Source organism: Micromonospora sp. LOL_023, assembly GCF_048060115.1.
GTDB lineage: Bacteria > Actinomycetota > Actinomycetes > Mycobacteriales > Micromonosporaceae > Micromonospora_E.
In genome coordinates, this window is sequence record NZ_JBHMIM010000042.1 from 1 (window position 1) to 18308 (window position 18308).

The window sequence follows — 18308 nt, forward strand, 5'->3', positions numbered from 1 at the left end:
CACAACCGAACCACCTGAGCCGAGTACCGGCACTACACCCAGTCGCGGACCGTTACTCGCAAAGGCTCAGTCAACAAGGCTTCACGTAACTACGAAACACTTAGGAGTGGCTTAACGTGAATTTCAAGCTCGCTGATCGTGCATGCGCAACTACGGGATTCTCCCGCATACGCGGCGGCGGCCGGCCGCGCCCTCCCTGGCAACGACCGGCCGCCGCGTTTCAAACGGGCGCCGTGGGGTCAGTAGTCGTAGTCGCCCGAGTCGTCCAGATCGCTGTCCAGATCGCTGTCCAGATCGGAGTCGTCCTTGGAGCCGTCTTTGCCGTTGATGTTGTCGCGACCATCACCGTCCGGCACCGCGATCGGCTTCGGCGTCCCCTCCGGCAGGCATTCCAGGTTCTTCTTGCCGTCCGGCTGGACGACGAACCAGGTGCCGCCGACACCCTGGCCCTTCCACTCGCCGGGCTTCTCGTCGCCCGCGTAGTAGTAGATCGGCCATCCGTCGATGGTCAGCTGCCGGGTGCCGTCGGGCCGGTTGACCGTCCCGACGAGGTCCTCATCCACTCCGGACAGGATCGGGTCCCCGTCGGTGAGCGCCGGCGGCCAGATCTTGGCGCAGTCGCCCTCACAGTTCGAGGTCGCCGGGTCGTTGGAGTCGTTCTCGAAGCGGTAGAGCAGCCAGCCGTCGTCGTCCGTGACGACGTCGCCCATCTTGTCGACGGCCTTGCCGACCAGTTCCTTGGTCAGGTCCTCGTCGGCGATGTCGACCGCGATGTCCTCGTTGTCGACCGGCTCGGGCGCCGCTGATGCCTGCGCCGCGTTCGCGGCGTTGACGACTGGCTGGGCCTGAGCGCCGCCAAAGTCGTCCGGGTTGTAACCTGCCGGGGCACAACCCGGCAACACGAGTGCCGCCAGTGCGCCTGCGACTATGACGGTCCGCTTTCCCAGTGCCACGTGCCCTCCCTATTTCGTCCACATCGGGCTTCAACTAGGAATACGCAGCATCTGCGGGTTTGGATCGGGATCCCAAGGTGCACAATTTCACAGCCACGGGTTGAACCAGGCCTCCGTCGGCTGCGTGTGCGCACGTCCCGCGTCCCCGTCGAGGCGTACGGGCCGTCCGTATCCCAGTCGATACGAACAAACAGCTCGTGGGTGTCCGGGTCTACCCGGACACCCACGAGCTTCGCTTTCCACAGTCGGTACCGCTGATATCGGAAACGGCTGATCCTTCGGTCAGACCGGTACCGTCACGATCGCGGTGGCCACCCCGGACCGGTCGACCGCCTGCACCTGAATCTGTTCGATGTCGTCGCGTGGTGCCGCCGTCGACGTGGTCAGCAGCAGCGGTGCGGGTTGCTGCGCGGTCCCGTACCCGGCCTCCGGCACCGACCAGGTCGACAGCACCTCGGCCGTCCCGCTGGCCCGGATCACCACCAGCCGGCACTGCATCGGCCCCGGCACCCGGCGCAACGCGAACGACACCTGGGTACCCCAGGCCGCCTCGTCGAGCACCACGTCGGCCTCGACTCCGGTGGAGGGGTCCACGGTGCTGAACTTCTCACCGGTGACCTCGGGGCCACCCACCCCGGACTGGGGATCAGTCGTCGGTGCGGTGGTCGACAAGGTGGTGTCCGGACCGGCCTGCGGAACGGTGCCGGTGTCACCGAACCACTGCGAGCCGGCGAGGAACGAGGCACCGGTCAACGTTGCGGTCAGGACAAACCCGGCGGCGATCTGCAAGGGGCGACCGGTCAGCCATCGCCGGGAGCTACGGGCGTGGCCGAGCGGACGGACCTGACCGTGGTCGCGATGCCGATCGGCGCCGAGTCCGCCGGCCGACCTGGTCGGCTCCGGAACGTCGTTGTCGCCGTCGGCTGCCCCACCAGCCCGGTTCACACCGATGGGGCTCGCCTGAGGGAGGGCAGGGCTGTCCTCCAGCTGGCTGATGTCTACCGTAGACATGAGTCCGATGATCGGGATCAGCGATTCGAGCTCGGCCGCGCAGGCCCAACATCCCGCCAGGTGCTCCTCGAACTGCTCGACGTCGTCGGGGTCGAGTGCGCCGAGCGCGTACGCTCCGACATCCCAGTGCGCGGACCGTGTCATTCTGTAACCCCCCGCTGTTGCAGCGCCGACCGCAGCGCTCGTAGCGCGTAGTAGACCCGCGACTTCGCGGTCCCCAATGGCAGCCCCAGCGCGGCAGCCGCCTCGGGCACCGTCCGGCCTCGGAAGTAGGTCTCGACCAGGATCTCCCGATGCGGCTGACTCAGCGTCCGCATCGCATCGGTGACGGTCATCTGACGCAGTACCTGATCGGTGCCGTCGGATTCGGCGAAACTCTCCAGGTCCCGGTCGTACTCCTCGGTCGGCCTGGCCTTCTCACTACGGTGATCGTCGATGGCGATCCGTCGGGCCACGGTGACCAACCAAGGTCGCAACGACGCCTGACCCTGCGCACCGAGCCGGTGGGCGTTGCGCCACGCCCGTAGCAGTGTCTCCTGGACGATGTCTTCCGCCCGCTGCCGGTCCCCCCCGGTCAGCCGGAGCACGAAGCCCAGTAACGGCCGGGCGTGTTCCGCGTAGAGCGTACGGACAAGCTCGTCTCCATGGCTGGACTCCGGCATCCCGGCCTGGTGCCGGCTGTGGGTGGTCCGTGGCGTCACCGGCTCATCATCGCGCTCGGCCGCCCTCCCGTCGATGGTCTGCCAACGTTGCGTGGTCCCGGTGCTGCGTGACCTGCTGCCGGTGACGCCTAGCCGGACCGGTTGCGCCTGCCAGCCGCTCGCGACCGCGTACATCGCAGGACCTCCATCCGACGAAACCGACAAGCGGCCCGCGGCTGGGGGCCCACCCCGAAGTACGGAGTCGGCCGGCGTACGGATCAAAGCCCATCGGGAAAAGTTTTGTTCGGTGGCGGCGGCGACGGTTGCGCGGTCGCGTCGCCGATCGGGGTGGCGCCAGCGATCAGCCGGTCGAGTTCGGTGCCGTGCACCACCCGGCTCGGGAACCAGTCGCCTGCGGCCCGCCGGGCCAGATCGGCGACCCTGGGGAGGGTCTTCCCGGCGACGACGACGAGGTTGCCGTACCGGCGTTGCCGCAGCACCGCCGCGTCGGCGATCAGGCAGATCCCGGGCAGCGCCTGCCGTACCGAGGCCAGATGTCGGCGTGCCCAGCGCAGCGGTGGCCCGTCGGCCACGTTGGACAGCAACTGGCCGTCGGGGGCGAGCACCCGGGCGACCTCGGCGACGAACTCCACCGAGGTCAGCCTCGCCGGGGTACGGGCACCGGCGAACACGTCGGCGATCACCAGGTCGTAGCTGCCGGGGCGAGCCTGCTCGACGGCCGCCCGCGCGTCGCCGACGCGTACCCGCAGGTTGCGGTCGGGCGGCCAGGGCAGTTCCCGGCGGACCAGCTCGGCCAGCGCGGCGTCGATCTCCACCACCCGCTGGCTCGACCCGGGGCGGGTGGCGGTCAGGTACCGGGGCAGGGTCAGCGCCCCGCCGCCCAGGTGCAGCACCCGCAACGGCTTGCCGGGCAGGGCGGCCAGGTCGACGGCGGCGGCGATCCGGCGCACGTACTCGAACTCCAGGTGCGTCGGGTCGTCCAGGTCGACGTGTGACTGCTGGGTGCCGTCCAACAGCAGGGTGTACGCGCGGCGGCGGTCCGGGTCCACGGCGAGCTGTGCCGTGCCGGTGTCGACCTGCACCGTCGGCGGCGCAGTCCTACGGGTGCGGCCCACCGGATCAGTATGGCCGGTGCCGGTCCAGCCGCTGTCGGCCGCCTCCGCCGTGGCCCGCCTCCGCCGTGGCCCGCCGGCACCCGCCCGCTTCAGCCGCGGGCGGCCCCGAGGCTCAACGCCCGGTGTAGCAGCCGCGCGTCGCCGAGCATCGCCCGTAGCCGCCGTTCCAGTCCGGCGATCGGCACGAGGTTCTGCGGCGCCCGCGGATCCTTGTACGGCGTCGAGGCGAACCGGGGCAGCGCGGCCAGCGAAAGATCGGCCAACGCGATCGCAGCCTGAGCGGTGACGTCCGGTCGGCACTCCACCCGGACGATGCCAGCCCAGGGCGCTCCGCGGGGCCCGGGTAGCCGTAGGTACCACGAGTAGTTGCGCCACCGGGTGCCATGCAGGAACACCGGGGAACGTTCGGCCGGTCGCAGCCCGGTCACCACCGGCATCAGGCTCGCCGGCAGATAGGTACGGCTGTGCGACTTGACGTATCCGACGGTGTTCGGCAACTGCCGCCCGCGTAGCGGACCGTCGACCACCAGCAGCTCGCCGTCGGTGCCGGCCTCGGCACGGGCCTGCTCGGACACGGCGATCTCCAGCGCGGCCAGCGCCGGCTGCACCGCCTGCGCCAGGGTCGCCGGATCCGTGTGGTCGACCCGCCTCGCCGGGTAGCGAATCTGGCCGATGGCCAGGTCGGTCGCGGCGGCGTTCGGGGTGAACAGGCCGCGCTCCGGGCGGGCTCCGGCCAACGTCGCGGCCCCTCGGCGCAGGTCACACCGGACCACTCCGGCGGCGTACGAGGCGGCCACGGCCGGATAGGAGACCCCGTCCGGCTCGTCGCTCCACAGCGAAGCGTCGATCCGGCGTACCCCGTCGACCAGCAGCACCACGTCCGGTGCCCGGACATCGGCTGGCTGGCGCAGGGGCTGCCATGCCGCCGGGTCCAGCTCCACCGCGAGATCGGTGGCGTCCTGACTGTCGTCCGTCGTAGCCGGACCCCCCGGTTCCGGCGCCTCGAACGACGTGCCGTAGCCGGGCTGCCACCCTTCGACGAACCAGCGGACGCCGTCGGCCCGCTGCTGCGTCGCCGCGGCGGTCACATTCCGCTCCGGTGAACCGACGCCGTCCGGGCGTCCTTGCGTACCTCGAACCGCACAGGTACCCGTTCGGCCAGCGCCGGGACGTGGGTGACCAGCCCGACCATCCGGTCCCCCCGGGCGGCCAGTGCTTCGAGGGTCGCCGCGACGGTGTCCAGCGTCGCGGCGTCCAGCGATCCGAATCCCTCGTCGAGCACGATCGACTCCAGACTCGCCGCGCTGGTCGACATCCCAGCCAGCTGCTCGGACAGCGCCAACGCCAGTGCCAGCGACGCCTGGAAGGTCTCGCCGCCGGACAGGGTACGCACGCCGCGGCGCAGCCCGGCGTCGTGATGGTCGACGACGAAGAACTCGCCGGCGTCGTGGACGAGTTCGTACTGCCCGCTGGACAACTCCCGCAGGATCAGCGAGGCACCGTCCACCAGGAGGTCCAGCGCTTCGACCAGCAGCCACCGTTCGAAGTTGTTCGCCCGCAGATGCCCGGCCAGTGTCCGGGCCACCTGGGCGGAACGTTCCTGTTCCGTGCGCCGCTGGCGCAGCTCACCGGCCTGGGCGAACCGTTCGGCGACCCGGTCGTGTTCGCTCTGCGCCCGCTGCACCGCCAGCGCGGCAGCCTGCCGGTACTCGGCCGGCTGCGGCGCCCCGGTGCCGGCCGGGCGGGAGCGGCGGGTGGCCGGCCCGGAACCGTCCGGCCCGGAACCGTCCGCGCCGGGCGGGCGCAGACCAGCGGCGACGAACAGTTCGTCGGCGCGCGCGCCGACCCTGTCGGCCGCTGCCCGGGCGGCGGCCAGCTCGGAGTCCGCGCAAACCCGGGCCGCGCGGCGGTCAGCCGCCAGCTCCTGTGCCCAGCCGGCGAGCTGCGTCCAGGCGGTGGCCAGGTCGGAACGGTCGGTCGCCGGTGGCGCCAGCCGGGCGACGGTGTCCCGGACGGCATCGAACTCCCGCCACGCCGCCTGTAGCCGTTGCTCGTCGGCGACGGCGGCACGCTGGGCCCGACGGGCGGCCTCCCTGGCCCGTCGTACCTGCCCGCCCGCTTCGTCGAGCGAGCCCTGCAGCCGGTCGACGACGGCCAGCTCGGCCCGCACCGCTTCGACACCAGGGGAGGCGGACAGCTCGGTGTCGAGCTGAGCCAACCGGACGCTGAGCTGCTCGGCCCGTACCCGGGCCCGGTCGAGGGCGCGTTCGACCTCCCGGACCACCTGCTCGGCGGCGGTGACCTGCTGTTGCGCCCGGTCGGCGGTGGCCCGCGCCACCTGCCCGGCGGCTTTCGCCTCGGCCACCCGGGAACCGGCCGGGACCGCCGGAACGACGTCGACCGGTCGTTCGCAGACGGGGCAGTCCTCGCCGGCCACCATGTCGTGGCGCAGCGCCGCCGCCAGGTCGGCGGTCTGCGCCTCCTGGTACGCCCGGCGGGCCTGCTCCAGGTCCGCGGCAGCAGCGGCGGCGGCCGCGCGCGCCGTCCCTAGCGCCGCGACGCTCGCCTCGTGCTCGGTCTGCGCCGTGGCCACCACCGGGGCCAGTTCGGCCGATTCGGCGGCGACCCGGTCCCGTTCGGCGTGGGCCTGCACCAGCAGTCGCAGGGTGGCCGGGTCACCGGCGGCGGCCAACTCGGCGCGGATCTTTTCTTCGCGTTCCTCGGCGACGGTGACGGACCGTTCCACCTCGGCGGCCGTGGCCCGGGCCGCCGCCACTTCGTCGGCGAGCGCGGCAGCCGCCGCCGGCGGCTCGACCCGGCCGAGCAGGCCGATGTCGCCGTCGAGCCCGGTGACCTGGTCGGTGGCGCTCGCCACCGTCCGTTGTGCCTGTTCCAGCTCTGGGAGGGCAGCCTCGACCGCCGCCGTCAAGGTCCGGATCGCGTCGAGTTGGGTCACCGCGGCGTCGACCGCCGCGGAGTCGGCGTCGGCCAGACCCCCGAGCAGCTGATCGACGGCCGCGACCGCCGCTTCCGCGGTGGCCGCCCGCGCGGTGGCCTGTTTCTGAATCCGTTCGTAGACGTGCAGCCCGAGCAGGTTGACCAGGATCTGCTGGCGGGTGGCCGGTTTGGCGTGCAGGAAGTCCGCGAACCGGCCCTGAGGCAGCAGCACGCAGGTGGTGAACTGCTCGTACGGCAGCCCGACGGCGTCCAGTACCGCCTGCCCCATCTCGGCGGGGGTGCCGGCCAGCACCTCGCCGAGGTCGTCCGGGCTCATCCCGGTGTCGAGCCGGGTCACGTCGAAACCCGGTGGCATCAGCTGCAGCCCGGCGTTGCCGGTCTTGACCACGCCGCGCGAGTCGCGACGGATCACCCGGGTGGCGACGTAGCGGCTGCCGGCGCTCTCGAAGACCAACCGCACCCTGGCCTCGTTGGCGGAAGGGGCGAGCGCGGAGGCGATGCCCCGGCTGCTGCCCCAGCGGGGAACCTGGCCGTAGAGGGCGAAACAGATCGCGTCCAGGATGCTGGACTTGCCCGATCCGGTCGGTCCGACCAGCGCGAAGAAGTCGGCGTCGGTGAAGTCGACCGTGGTCTCCTCGCGGAAGACGGTGAAACCGGCCAGGTCCAGCCGCAGCGGCCTCACGACGAGGTCACCTCCTCGTAGAGGGTGTCGAACAGGGACCGGACACCGTCGTCGCCGTGCCCGCGCGCGTCGAGGTAGTCGGCGAACAGCTCGCCGGGGGCCCGCCCGGTGCGCTGGGTGGTACGACTGGGGCCGGGCTGGGTACGGGCGAACTCCGGGTCGATCCGGATCTCCAGCGCCCGGGGCAGCAATTCCTGCACCTGCTCACGAAGTCCGGCCCGGGGTGCCTCCTGGATGAAGACCCGCAGCCAGGCGTCGCCGTGGTCGGTGGCGGCCAGCTCCTCGAGGGTGCCTCGGACGGTACGCAGCGTCGTGGCGGCGGCGACCGGCACCTCGCGTACCCGGGCGGCGGTGCTGGCGGTGACGTCGACGACGCTGACCGAGGCGACGTTCTCCTCCTCACCGAAGTCGACCGCCAGCGGGCTTCCGCTGTAGCGCACCGGGCAGGGCGCCTCGAGCTGCTGTGCCCGGTGCAGGTGACCCAGCGCCACGTAGTGCGTGCCGGTCGGGAAGACGGTGGCCGGTACGGCGTAGCCGAGGACGGTGTGCACCTCCCGCTCGCCGCCGCCGGAGCGGCCGCCGACCACGGTCAGGTGGGCGGTGATCAGGTTGATCACGCCGGGCGCGCCGAAGCCGTCGGTCAATCTGGCGATGACCCGGCTGACATGGTCGGCGTAGGTCTGGGTCGCCTCGGCGGCGCTCAGTTGGTACATCTCGGTGGCGCGTACCGCGTACCGCTGGGACAGGAACGGCAGCGCGGCCAGCTGCCACCGTTCGCCGCCGTCGGTGACCCCGTCGATGACGTGTTCGTCTGGATTGTCCCGTACGCTGCCGCGTAGCGTGATGCCGGCGGCCTCGGCCCACGGCCGCAACGCGTCCAACGCGGCCCCGTTGTCGTGGTTGCCGCCGATGGCCACCACGGCGGCGCCGGTGCCGCGCAACGCGGTCAACGCTCTGGTGACCACCCGGGTGGCGTCCGGGCTGGGTGCCGAGGTGTCGTAGAGGTCACCGGCGACGATCACCAGGTCGGGGTGCTCGGCTCGGGCGATCTCCACCACCTGGCCGAGTGCCTGGATCTGCTCGGCCAGTCTCTGCTGTCCCTTGAGGACCTTGCCGACATGCCAGTCGGAGGTGTGCAGGATCCGCATCGGGGGACCTCCTCGGCCTCGGGTCAGAACGGGATTTCGTCGTCGGTGATCGTCGACTTGCTGCCGACCACCGCGAACGGATCGGCCGCCTGCACGATGGAGCGCAGGGTGCCTGACGGCGCGGCACCCGCCTCCGACGAACGGGTGGCCCAGGCAGGGAAGGGGAACTCCAGGCAGAGCGGCACCGGGATGTCCGGCTGATTGACGAACATGGTGCCGGGCTTGGCCAGCAGCACCCGTTGGCGCTGCACCGCCGGCAGGAAGCCGTACTCCGGCCGGGACGCCTCGGCCGGATCGAGCCGGCCGACGACCCGGACCGCCGAGTTGGTGACGATCCGCCGCTCCACCTCGCTCGCGGTCTGCTGGGCGCCGATCAGGATCACGCCGAGCGAGCGACCCCGCTCGGCGATGTCGAGCAGAACCTCCTTGATGGGGGAGGAGCCGTCCCGGGGTGCGTACTTGTTCAGCTCGTCGAGCACCACGAACAGCAGCGGTTTGGCGGTGCCGGCCCGCTCCTTACGCTCGAACTCGCCCTTGAGCGTCACACCGACCACGAACCGCTGCGCCCGGTCCGGCAGGTTGTGCAGGTCGACCACCGTCACCTGGGCACTATCGTCGGTGCTGATCTGGTGCGGCCGGCGGGTGGCCAGGTCGCCGCGGATCAGCCGGGACAGGTCGCGTTTGCTGCCGATCAGCCGGCGGGCGAAGGCGTTCACGGTGCCCATGCCGACCGCCGAGCCGGCCCAGGCCGACCGGGTCTCCTCGTCGCCGAGCTGGTCGACGACGTGGTCGACCAGATCCGGGTAGGAATGGATGCGCCGGCCATCGAGGCTGATCCCGCCGTCGGCCGGCTGGGCGTGTCGGTGCAGGTAGGCGGTGACCGCGTGGACCACCATCGTGTACTGCTGGCGTTCGTCGTCGGCGTCCGCGAAGACGTACGGCAACAGCCGTTGCTCGCAGAACTCGGTCACCGTCCAGTAGTAACTGTCCACGCCGGCGAGCCGGCTGGTCACGTCCGGGGTGCCGGAGGCGTCGCCGACGCGCGGCGGAGCGTAGACCCGTACGTCCGGGAAGGCGCCGGCGGGCAGGCCGAGCTTGGCGTACGCGGCGGTCGTCGCCTCGTCCAGCCGGACGTTCGGGTGGTCGAGGAAGAGCAGGTCCTCGCCTTTGACGTTGAAGATCAGCGCCTTGGCGTTGACCGCGTCGCCGCCGAGGGTGCCGGAGCAGAACACCGAGTAGAGCAGGAAGGTGGCGAAGCTGGTCTTGGTGGCCACCCCGGAGATGCCGGAGATCGACACGTGGGCACCCCGCTGGCCGTCGAGGAAGTCGGCGTTGAGATGGACCGGCACGCCGTCGCGGCCGGTGCCCATCGGGATCCGGCGCTCCATCCGGTCGAAGTGCAGGGCGCGGGCGCGGGCGTCGCCCTCGGCTCGCCACACCGGAGCGCCGGGCTCCGGCGGCACGTAGATCTCCGGGTCGACCCGAGTGGCGGTGATCTCGGCCGCCTCCTGTACCTGGGCGGGCAGTGTGCCGTCGGCGATGGCGAACACGTCGGAGTCGAACTGCGCACCCTCGTGCCGGGCGCGCACCTGGGTGACGACGCCGGCGATGGTGACCGTCTCGCCGCCCGGCAACTCCCGACGGGTCACCACGACGTCGTCGAGTTGCAGGTAGCTGCCGGTGCCTACCGCCGTCCAGAACTGCAGCGGGGTGGCGTCGGCGGTGCCGAGCACCCGGCCGACCGGGGTGCCCGGCGACACTTCCTCACTCATGGTGATGCCCTGGTTGCTGCATATCGCGTCGCTTCGTTCCCACGGGTTGCATCCTGCCCCACGGGTACGACCACGGCGGCATCCGACCCGGCGTGCGGTCAGGTTCGTGTCCCGGCGGGCCGGGCGGCCGTCGAGGGCCGAGCGGGTTCAGCGCGGGCGGCCGTCCCGGGTGTAGCGCAGCATCAGCATCCCGTCGTCGTCGCCGAGTACCTGCCGCAGGCGCATCGTCCGAACCACGCTGGTCGGGCCGGCGGTGATCCGGCCGGAACCCGCCCCGGCGAGCAGCGGGGAGACGGTGAGACAAAGTTCGTCAATGGCGTCGGCGGTGGTCAGGGTGCCGAACAACAGCGGACCCCCCTCACAGAGCAACTGCTGATAGCCGAGGGCGCGGACCTGGTCGAGCCCATGGGGGAGATCGACGGTTCGGTCTCCGGTCACCAGGACGTCGGCCACCTCCGCCAGTCGTTTCCGGCGCTGGACCGGTGCGTCGGCCGTGGTGAGCACGATCGGCCGGACCGGTGCGTCGGCGAAGGCGGACTGGCTCGGGTCGAGATCGAGCGAGCCGGAGACGACCACCAGGGTGGGCTGGGTCGGGCGGCCCTGCCGTCGCCGCCACTGCCGTCGTCGCTCGTCGAGTCGCAGCGCCCGGTACTGCTCCTGCCGCAGGGTTCCGGCCCCGACCAGTAGTGCGTCGCAGAGCATCCGCAGGATGGCGAAGATCCGTTTGTCCGCGCGGCCGGACAGCCCTTCGGACCGGCCGGCGACGGACACCGCGCCGTCGGCGCTGGTCACGAAGTTGGCTCGCAGGTGCGGGCCGGGCGCGACGGCGTACCCGGTGATCAGGTCGGCGTCGTCGAGGGCGGCGTTGTTCGGGTCCGGTGCCAGCCGTCGGATCGAACCCGACGTCGGGTCGCTCATCCGCCGGCCTGTCCGTGGACCGGCCCGGCGGGTGCGGGGGTACGGTGGCGAGAACCCCACCAGTCACCGACCCGACACTTCGAGTACTGGCCTTCTCGGCGCACGCCGCAGATCATGGGTGCGAGCCTAGGCCAGAGGAACGGCAGACATGCCCCGTCGGATCTTCCACCTGCTGGTCACCTTGTCCGATGTCGCGCCGCCGGTCTGGCGTCGGGTGCAGGTGCCGGGCGGGTACACGCTCGACCGGGTGCACCGGGTGATCCAGCACGCCATGGGCTGGCAGGACTGCCACCTGCACTCGTTCGAGATCAACGGCGCCCAGTACGGCGAACCGGGTCCGGACGGTGAGCTGCTGCTGCGTGACGAGTTGGAGATCAGGCTGGACGCGGTGGTCGCCAAGGGCGCCCGGTTTCGCTACACCTACGACTTCGGTGACTGGTGGGAGCACGACGTCGTGGTGGAGGACGTGGGCCCGCCCGAGCCGGCCGTGCGGTATCCGCTCTGCTCCGACGGGGCGTCCGCCTGCCCGCCGGAGGACGTGGGGGGCGCTTTCGGCTACGCCGAGTTCCTGGCCGCGGTCGCCGACCCGGCTGATCCCCGGCACGCCGAGATGGTCGCGACGGTGGGGATCCGGTTCGATCCGGCGGCCTTCGACGCCGGCCGGGTGACGACGTTGCTGCGTCGGCTGACCTGAGCCCGGCCGCTTCGGCTGAGCCAATCCGCCGACCGACCCGCGATCTCCCTGCACTGAACTGCGTATCTCCTACTGCTTTGCGGTGATTTGCCGGCCGTCGGCGGGCCGTCAGCGGGCCCACCTCGGGCGGCCGAGAAAATCTCGGTTGTCGCCGTAACGAAATGGGAACGCTCCCATTGGCCCCTTGACACCTCCGAAACCTCCCGGCAATCTCATGGGAGCGCTCCCGGCCGGGGTGAGTGAGATTCACGTCACTTGCTAGATCACCGCGGAGCGTGGCTGTGCAGTGCCCGCTCCGCGCGACGGTTCCCACCCCCGCCAACGCGGCTCCATCCCCCGGAGTGGACACCGCACGGTCACCCCCCCACCATGAAAAGCGACCTTGAGAGGGGTCAGGATGAGCGTCATGCTCCGGCGGTACGCCGCGGTCGCACTCGCCTCAGCCGTTATGTTCACGGCCACGGCCTGCGGCTCCGACGCCGATTCGGATCCGGACGGCCCGATTACCCTGGTTGTCGACATCTTCGGCGACGCGGGCTTCGGATACGACGAACTGATCGAGCAGTACCAGAACGACAACCCGAACGTCACTGTGCAGCAGCGGGGCAAGGGCCTTGGCCTGGATGACTACAACACCCGCCTCACCCAGCAGATCACCGCCGGCTCCGGTGCCGGAGACGTGGTGGCGATCGAAGAGGGCACGATTTCGCAGTTCTTCGCCCAGGCCGACAAGTTCGTCGACCTCGGGGAGTACGGCGCCAACGACCTCAAGGACAACTTCCTGCCCTGGAAGTGGGAGGCCGGCGTGCTGCCCGACGGCAAGGTGCTCGCGCTCGGCACCGACGTCGGCGGCATGGCGCTGTGCTACCGCAAGGACCACTTCGAGGCCGCCAACCTGCCAACCGAACGCGACGAGGTCGGCGCGCTCTGGTCCAGCTGGGAGGACTTCATCGAGGTCGGCGAGCAGTTCAAGGCCGCCACCCCGGACAAGGCGTTCGTCGACTCGGCGACCAGCTTCTACAACCTGGTGCTGAGCCAGATCGCCGGTGGCAGTAGCGGACACACCTACTACGACACCGACAACCAGTTCGTCCTGGAGAGCAACCCGGACGTGCGGGCGGCGTTCGACCTGACCACCGACATGATCGGTGCCGGGCTGTCGAACAACCTGCGGTCGTTCTCCAACGAGTGGAACGCCGGCTTCAAGAACGCCAGCTTCGCCACCATCGCCTGCCCGGCCTGGATGACCGGTGTCATCGAGGGCCAGGCCGGTCCGGAGGCTGCCGGCAAGTGGGACATCGCCAAGGCGCCGGGTAACGGCGGCAACTGGGGCGGTTCGTTCCTCGCGGTGCCCACCTCCGGCAAGCACCAGGCTGCTGCCGCCGAGCTGGTGAAGTACCTAACCAGCCCGGAGGGTCACATCGCCGCGTTCGAGTCGGTCGGCAACCTGCCGTCCTCGCCGCAGGCGCTGGAGGACCCGACGGTCGCCGCAGCGGTCAACGACTATTTCTCGGACGCTCCGACCGGTGAGATCTTCGCCGCCGGCGCCAGCGAGCTCAAGCCGGTCTACCTCGGTCCGAAGAACCAGGCGGTCCGTACGGCGGTCGAGAACGCGCTGCGGGCGGTGGAGCAGGGCCAGGCTCCGGACGCGGGTTGGCAGGACGCCGTGACGAACGGTACTGCTGCCGGTCGATAAGCGGTGCGACAAACCGTGTGAGAGGTGGCGTCGGCAGGATCTGCCGACGCCACCTCTCCCGCCGCGTCGCGGTGCCAGCGGCGCGCGGACTCCCTGGCCAACGGCGGCCGGCCGCCGTACAACTGAAGGACTTCCCGATGAGCCTGGAGCTTGACACCCCCGCGTCGGCGCAGCCGCGTGGACACCGGGCGGGTCCGGCCGGTGGTGAGAAGGCCCGACGCCGCTCGCTGACCCGCCTGGACCTCAAATTCTCCCCCTACCTCTACATTCTGCCATTCTTCGTCATCTTCGCGACCTTCGGCATCTACCCGATCGTCTACACCGTCTGGATCGCGATGACCGACCGGTCACCGCTGAACGCCGAGACCAGCTTCATCGGCCTGGACAACTTCGTCCGGCTGATCGCCGACGATCCCCAGTTCTGGAACGCCGTCTACAACACGCTCGGTATGTTCGTGATGGCCACGGTTCCGCAGTTGGTACTTGCGATGATGCTGGCCAACGCGCTCAACCGGCGGATCAAGGGTCAGACCTTCTTCCGGATGGCCATCGCGATGCCGATCATCACCTCGACTGCGGTCGTCGCGCTGATCTTCTCGATGATCTACGCCCGCGACTTCGGGCTGATCAACTGGCTGCTGTCGCTGTTCGGCGCGGACCCTATCGACTTCCGGGCCGGTAAGTTCGCTTCCTGGTTCGCGATCTCCACGATGGTCGACTGGCGGTGGGTCGGCTACAACGCGCTGATCTACCTCGCCGGGATGCAGGCGATTTCCAAGGACATGTACGAGGCCGCCGCGCTCGACGGTGCCTCCCGGACCCGGCAGTTCTGGTCGATTACCGTGCCGCAGTTGCGGCCCACCATCATCTTTACCCTGATCATCTCGACCATCGGCGGGTTGCAACTGTTCACCGAGCCGCTGTTGTTCACCAGTGGGCCCGGCGGAATCTCCGGTGGATCACAGGGTCAGTTCCAGACCATCACGATGTACCTGCTCGACGTCATGAACCAACGATTCCAGTGGGGCTACGCGGGCGCCGTCTCACTGCTGCTCTTCATACTCATCGCGTTCATGTCGCTCGTCAACTACCTGTTGGCCCGCCGGATCAGCTCGGACAAGTGAGGCACGATGACCACCGCAACCCTGCAACCAGTGGCGCATAGGCCCAAGCGCGGCAAGGGCCCATCGTCGACCTCCGAGCGGCTGTTCAAGGCGAGCCCGCTGACCCGTATCGGGCTGATCTTCGGGGTGATCCTGTCACTCTTCCCGTTCTACTGGATGATCGTCATCGCGTCCCGGACCAACGACGCGGCCAACGCATGGCCGCCACCGTTCCTGCCCGGCGGCAACCTCGGTGAAAACATCGGACGGGTGCTGGCCAACCAGGACGCCAACATCCTCAAGGGGCTGATGAACTCGGTCCTGGTGTCGGGCACGATCACCATCGCCACGGTCTTCTTCGGCTCGCTCGCCGGCTTCGCCTTCGCCAAGCTGCGGTTCCGTGGCAAGAACGCCCTGCTGCTGGTCGTTCTGGCGTCGATGATGATCCCGATCCAACTCGGCGTGCTTCCGCTCTACATCCTGATGTCCGAGCTCGGCTGGCTGAACCGGATGCCGTCGGTCATCGTGCCGTTCCTCATCGGCGGCTTTGGGATCTTCATGATGCGGCAGTACGCCGAGCAGGCGGTACCCAACGAACTGATCGAGGCGGCCCGGGTCGACGGCTGTTCCACCTGGCGCATCTACTGGCACGTGGTGGCGCCCGCGCTGCGTCCTGCCGCAGCCGTGCTCGGTCTGCTCACCTTCATGGAGCAGTGGAACCAGTTCTTCTGGCCTTTCGTGGTGCTCGCCGATCCGGCCAACCCGACGGTGCAGATTTCCTTGCGCAGCCTGAACTCGGCGTACTTTGCCGATAATTCCCAGATTTTCGCGGGGACGCTGATCGCGACGCTCCCGCTGTTCGTTGTCTTCATTCTTTTCGGCCGCCAGATCATCGGCGGCATCATGGAAGGCGCCGTCAAGTCGTGACCAAAGCAGCAAGTCCGCAGACCGCGGAGTTCCGGGAAGGCTCCGGTCAGTTCTTGTTCCCACCAGGTTTCCTCTGGGGTGCCGCAACGGCGGCGTACCAGATCGAGGGTGCGGCGAGCGTCGATGGCCGGACACCGTCCATCTGGGACACCTTCAGTCACACGCCGGGCAAGGTCCTCGGTGGGGACAGCGGGGACGTGGCCTGTGACCACTACCACCGCTACCGTGACGACGTTGGGCTGATGGCCGAACTGGGCCTGAAGTCCTACCGGTTCTCAGTGTCCTGGCCGCGGGTCCAGCCCGGTGGTTCCGGTCCGGCCAACCAGGCAGGCCTGGACTTCTACCGGCGCCTGGTCGACGAACTGCTGACTCAGGGGATCGAGCCATGGCTGACCCTCTACCACTGGGACCTGCCGCAGCCGCTGGAGGACGCGGGCGGCTGGCCTGCGCGGGACACCGCCGCGCGGTTCGCCGACTACGCCGAACTGGTGCATGGCGCGTTGGGTGACCGGGTGCGCTACTGGACCACGCTCAACGAACCGTGGTGCTCGGCGTTCCTCGGGTACGGCTCCGGCGTTCACGCTCCGGGCGTCACCGACGGTGCCGCCTCGGTCCGCGCCGCGCACCACCTGATGCTCGGGCACGGCCTTGCCGTGCAGGCGATGCGGGCGGCCCGCCCGGACCACGACTTCGGCGTCACACTGAACCTGTACGCGGTGTCCCCGCAGACCGATTCGGCGGCCGACGTCGACGCGGCACGGCGGATCGACGGGCTGGCGAACCGGATCTTCCTGGACCCGATCCTGCGCGGGCAGTATCCGTCGGACGTGGTGGAGGATCTGGCACCGGTCACCGATCAGGCGCACGTGCGCGACGGGGACCTGGATGTCATCGCCACCCCACTCAACGTGCTCGGGATCAACTACTACACCCGCCACGTGGTCGCCGCACCGGTGCCGGACGCCGCCGTCGAACCGTCCAACTGGCCGGGCAGCGAGCGGGTCCGGTTCGTTGATCGAGGTCTGCCGGTGACCGACATGGGGTGGGAGGTCGACGCCCCCGGGCTGGTCGAGGTGCTCCGCCGGGTGCACGACGAGTACCCCGAGGTGCCCATCTACATCACCGAGAACGGCTCGGCCTACGTCGACGAGGTCGTCAACGACAAAGTTGATGACCCGGACAGGTTGACCTATTTCGACCTGCACCTGCGGGCGTGTCACGAAGCAATCTCGGCTGGAGTGCCGGTGCGGGGCTACTTCGCGTGGTCTTTCATGGATAATTTTGAATGGGCCTGGGGCTATTCGAAGCGCTTCGGCATGATCCACGTCGACTACGGAACGCAGCTTCGGATCCCCAAGTCGAGCGCCAGGTGGTACGCCGATGTGATCCGACGTAACGGTCTGGCCGCACAATAGGCGTGGTCAGCCAGCAACAACTGGCCGCCGTGGCGCCGGTTCCCGCCCGGAACCGGCGCCACGGCGGCCCAGGTCGGAGGAACAGACGATGACTACCCAGCGCACCCGGTCGCTCGGCCGGCCCACTCTTGACGCGGTAGCCGCGCGAGCCGGGGTGGGGCGGGGCACGGTGTCCCGTGTCGTCAACGGGTCACCGCAGGTCAGCCCGGAGGCTCGGGCGGCCGTCCAACAGGCGATCGCCGAGTTGGGCTACGTGCCGAACCGCGCCGCCCGAGCGTTGGTCACCCAGCGGACCGACTCGGTCGCTCTGGTGGTCTCCGAGTCCGAGGAGCGGGTGTTCGGGGAGCCGTTCTTCGCGGGCATCGTGCGGGGCATCAGTTCCGGACTGCTCGACACCCCGATGCAGCTGTGGCTGGCGATGGCCCAGTCGCCGGCGGAGCGGGAGCGGGTCGAGCACCATCTGACCAACCAGCACGTCGACGGCGTACTGCTGCTGTCGCTGCACGACGCGGATCCGCTGCCGACCCTGCTCGAGCAACGCGGGTTGCCGAGCGTGCTGGGTGGCCGGCCGGCGCGGATGCTGCATCCGGACGCGCGCCCGGCCTACTTCGTCGACGTCGACAACGCCGGTGGTGCCCGACTGGCGGTCGAGTATTTGCTCGCCCGGGGACGTCGGCGGGTGGCGACGATCGCCGGACCGCAGGACATGGGCGTCGGCGTCGCCCGGCTGACCGGCTACCACGAGGCGATCCGGCACAGCGGCCAGCCGGCGGGGGCCACGATGGTGGCGTTCGGGGACTTCAGCGAGGGCAGCGGAACCGCGGCCATGCGCCACCTGCTGGAGCGTCACCCCGATCTGGACGCCGTCTTCGTCGCGTCCGACCTGATGGCCTGCGGGGCACTGCGGGCGCTGCGCGAGACGGGCCGCCGGGTGCCCGACGATGTGGCGGTGGTCGGATTCGAGGACGCCCCGATCGCCCGGCAGTCCGACCCGCCGTTGACGACCGTGTACCAGCCGGTCGAGGAGATGGGGCGGCAGATGGCCCGGCTGCTGTTGTCCCGTATCAGGCGCGATGAGTTGCAGGTACCTTATGTCCTGCTGGAGACACATATGGTGCCGCGAGCCTCAGCGTGAACGGACGCCTCGTCCTGTCCTGAAGATCATCCGAACGGGTGATGGCGAGACCAGAACCGATGGGTCGACCAGGTGATTTCCTGGCGAGTCATGTCATCGCAACAGGGATGAAATGGTCA

General features: G+C 69.7%; 15 protein-coding genes. 6 read left to right on the top strand and 9 right to left on the bottom strand.

The features are described 5' to 3' along the window. Window positions 1-239: 239 nt before the first annotated feature. The 9 genes from ACFHVL_RS21400 to ACFHVL_RS21440 all read right to left on the bottom strand — a co-directional run bounded on the left by ACFHVL_RS21400 (window position 240) and on the right by ACFHVL_RS21440 (window position 11219). Window positions 240-953, bottom strand: a complete 714-nt coding sequence (locus ACFHVL_RS21400; RefSeq protein ID WP_416630134.1) for a hypothetical protein — start codon at window positions 951-953, stop codon at window positions 240-242. A gap of 282 nt (window positions 954-1235) precedes the next feature. Further along, window positions 1236-2108, bottom strand: coding sequence for an anti-sigma factor family protein (locus ACFHVL_RS21405; protein WP_416630135.1), 873 nt, complete (start codon window positions 2106-2108; stop codon window positions 1236-1238). Further along, window positions 2105-2800 (bottom strand): sigma-70 family RNA polymerase sigma factor, encoded by a 696-nt coding sequence (locus tag ACFHVL_RS21410; RefSeq protein ID WP_416630137.1) that lies wholly within the window; start codon window positions 2798-2800, stop codon window positions 2105-2107. Before ACFHVL_RS21410 ends, ACFHVL_RS21405 begins: the two co-directional genes overlap by 4 nt. 83 nt (window positions 2801-2883) lie before the next feature. Further along, window positions 2884-3741, bottom strand: a complete 858-nt coding sequence (locus ACFHVL_RS21415; protein WP_416630138.1) for a spermidine synthase — start codon at window positions 3739-3741, stop codon at window positions 2884-2886. A gap of 89 nt (window positions 3742-3830) precedes the next feature. Then, window positions 3831-4829, bottom strand: coding sequence for a DNA double-strand break repair nuclease NurA (locus ACFHVL_RS21420; RefSeq protein WP_416630140.1), 999 nt, complete (start codon window positions 4827-4829; stop codon window positions 3831-3833). Continuing rightward, a complete protein-coding gene (locus tag ACFHVL_RS21425; RefSeq protein ID WP_416630142.1) occupies window positions 4826-7381 on the bottom strand; it encodes an AAA family ATPase in 2556 nt (851 codons plus the stop codon). Before ACFHVL_RS21425 ends, ACFHVL_RS21420 begins: the two co-directional genes overlap by 4 nt. Then, complete coding sequence (locus ACFHVL_RS21430) at window positions 7378-8529, bottom strand: exonuclease SbcCD subunit D (protein WP_416630144.1); 1152 nt, start codon at window positions 8527-8529, stop codon at window positions 7378-7380. Before ACFHVL_RS21430 ends, ACFHVL_RS21425 begins: the two co-directional genes overlap by 4 nt. A gap of 23 nt (window positions 8530-8552) precedes the next feature. Continuing rightward, on the bottom strand, window positions 8553-10301 hold the full coding sequence (locus ACFHVL_RS21435; protein ID WP_416630146.1) for an ATP-binding protein: 1749 nt from the start codon (window positions 10299-10301) through the stop codon (window positions 8553-8555). Between the two features lie 147 nt (window positions 10302-10448). Then, the gene (locus ACFHVL_RS21440) at window positions 10449-11219 is read right to left on the bottom strand and encodes a pyrimidine reductase family protein (RefSeq protein WP_416630148.1); all 771 of its coding nucleotides are present in this window, start codon (window positions 11217-11219) and stop codon (window positions 10449-10451) included. 148 nt (window positions 11220-11367) lie between these two features. Here ACFHVL_RS21440 and ACFHVL_RS21445 point away from each other — a divergent pair, with 148 nt between their 5' ends. The 6 genes from ACFHVL_RS21445 (at window position 11368) to ACFHVL_RS21470 (ending at window position 18189) form a co-directional block, all read left to right on the top strand. Continuing rightward, window positions 11368-11913 (top strand): plasmid pRiA4b ORF-3 family protein, encoded by a 546-nt coding sequence (locus tag ACFHVL_RS21445; protein ID WP_416630149.1) that lies wholly within the window; start codon window positions 11368-11370, stop codon window positions 11911-11913. A gap of 397 nt (window positions 11914-12310) precedes the next feature. Next, window positions 12311-13609, top strand: a complete 1299-nt coding sequence (locus ACFHVL_RS21450; protein WP_416630151.1) for an ABC transporter substrate-binding protein — start codon at window positions 12311-12313, stop codon at window positions 13607-13609. A 137-nt stretch (window positions 13610-13746) separates the two neighbouring features. After that, a complete protein-coding gene (locus ACFHVL_RS21455; RefSeq protein ID WP_416630153.1) occupies window positions 13747-14733 on the top strand; it encodes a carbohydrate ABC transporter permease in 987 nt (328 codons plus the stop codon). A gap of 6 nt (window positions 14734-14739) precedes the next feature. Next, window positions 14740-15639: a carbohydrate ABC transporter permease gene (locus tag ACFHVL_RS21460; protein WP_416630154.1), complete on the top strand. Its 900-nt coding sequence runs from the start codon at window positions 14740-14742 to the stop codon at window positions 15637-15639. After that, complete coding sequence (locus ACFHVL_RS21465; RefSeq protein ID WP_416630155.1) at window positions 15636-17054, top strand: GH1 family beta-glucosidase; 1419 nt, start codon at window positions 15636-15638, stop codon at window positions 17052-17054. The genes ACFHVL_RS21460 and ACFHVL_RS21465 overlap by 4 nt, the downstream gene beginning before the upstream one ends. Before the next feature lie 88 nt (window positions 17055-17142). Further along, window positions 17143-18189, top strand: coding sequence for a LacI family DNA-binding transcriptional regulator (locus ACFHVL_RS21470; RefSeq protein ID WP_416630157.1), 1047 nt, complete (start codon window positions 17143-17145; stop codon window positions 18187-18189). Window positions 18190-18308 lie beyond the last annotated feature (119 nt).

What these genes read in the sequence shown, in the direction of transcription:
- ACFHVL_RS21460 (WP_416630154.1), top strand. Translation starts at nt 14,740, where the DNA reads ATGACCACCGCAACCCTGCAACCAGTGGCGCATAGGCCCAAGCGCGGC.
- ACFHVL_RS21405 (WP_416630135.1), bottom strand. Translation starts at nt 2,108, where the DNA reads ATGACACGGTCCGCGCACTGGGATGTCGGAGCGTACGCGCTCGGCGCA.
- ACFHVL_RS21455 (WP_416630153.1), top strand. Translation starts at nt 13,747, where the DNA reads ATGAGCCTGGAGCTTGACACCCCCGCGTCGGCGCAGCCGCGTGGACAC.
- ACFHVL_RS21410 (WP_416630137.1), bottom strand. Translation starts at nt 2,800, where the DNA reads ATGTACGCGGTCGCGAGCGGCTGGCAGGCGCAACCGGTCCGGCTAGGC.
- ACFHVL_RS21450 (WP_416630151.1), top strand. Translation starts at nt 12,311, where the DNA reads ATGAGCGTCATGCTCCGGCGGTACGCCGCGGTCGCACTCGCCTCAGCC.
- ACFHVL_RS21445 (WP_416630149.1), top strand. Translation starts at nt 11,368, where the DNA reads ATGCCCCGTCGGATCTTCCACCTGCTGGTCACCTTGTCCGATGTCGCG.
- ACFHVL_RS21440 (WP_416630148.1), bottom strand. Translation starts at nt 11,219, where the DNA reads ATGAGCGACCCGACGTCGGGTTCGATCCGACGGCTGGCACCGGACCCG.
- ACFHVL_RS21430 (WP_416630144.1), bottom strand. Translation starts at nt 8,529, where the DNA reads ATGCGGATCCTGCACACCTCCGACTGGCATGTCGGCAAGGTCCTCAAG.
- ACFHVL_RS21435 (WP_416630146.1), bottom strand. Translation starts at nt 10,301, where the DNA reads ATGAGTGAGGAAGTGTCGCCGGGCACCCCGGTCGGCCGGGTGCTCGGC.
- ACFHVL_RS21470 (WP_416630157.1), top strand. Translation starts at nt 17,143, where the DNA reads ATGACTACCCAGCGCACCCGGTCGCTCGGCCGGCCCACTCTTGACGCG.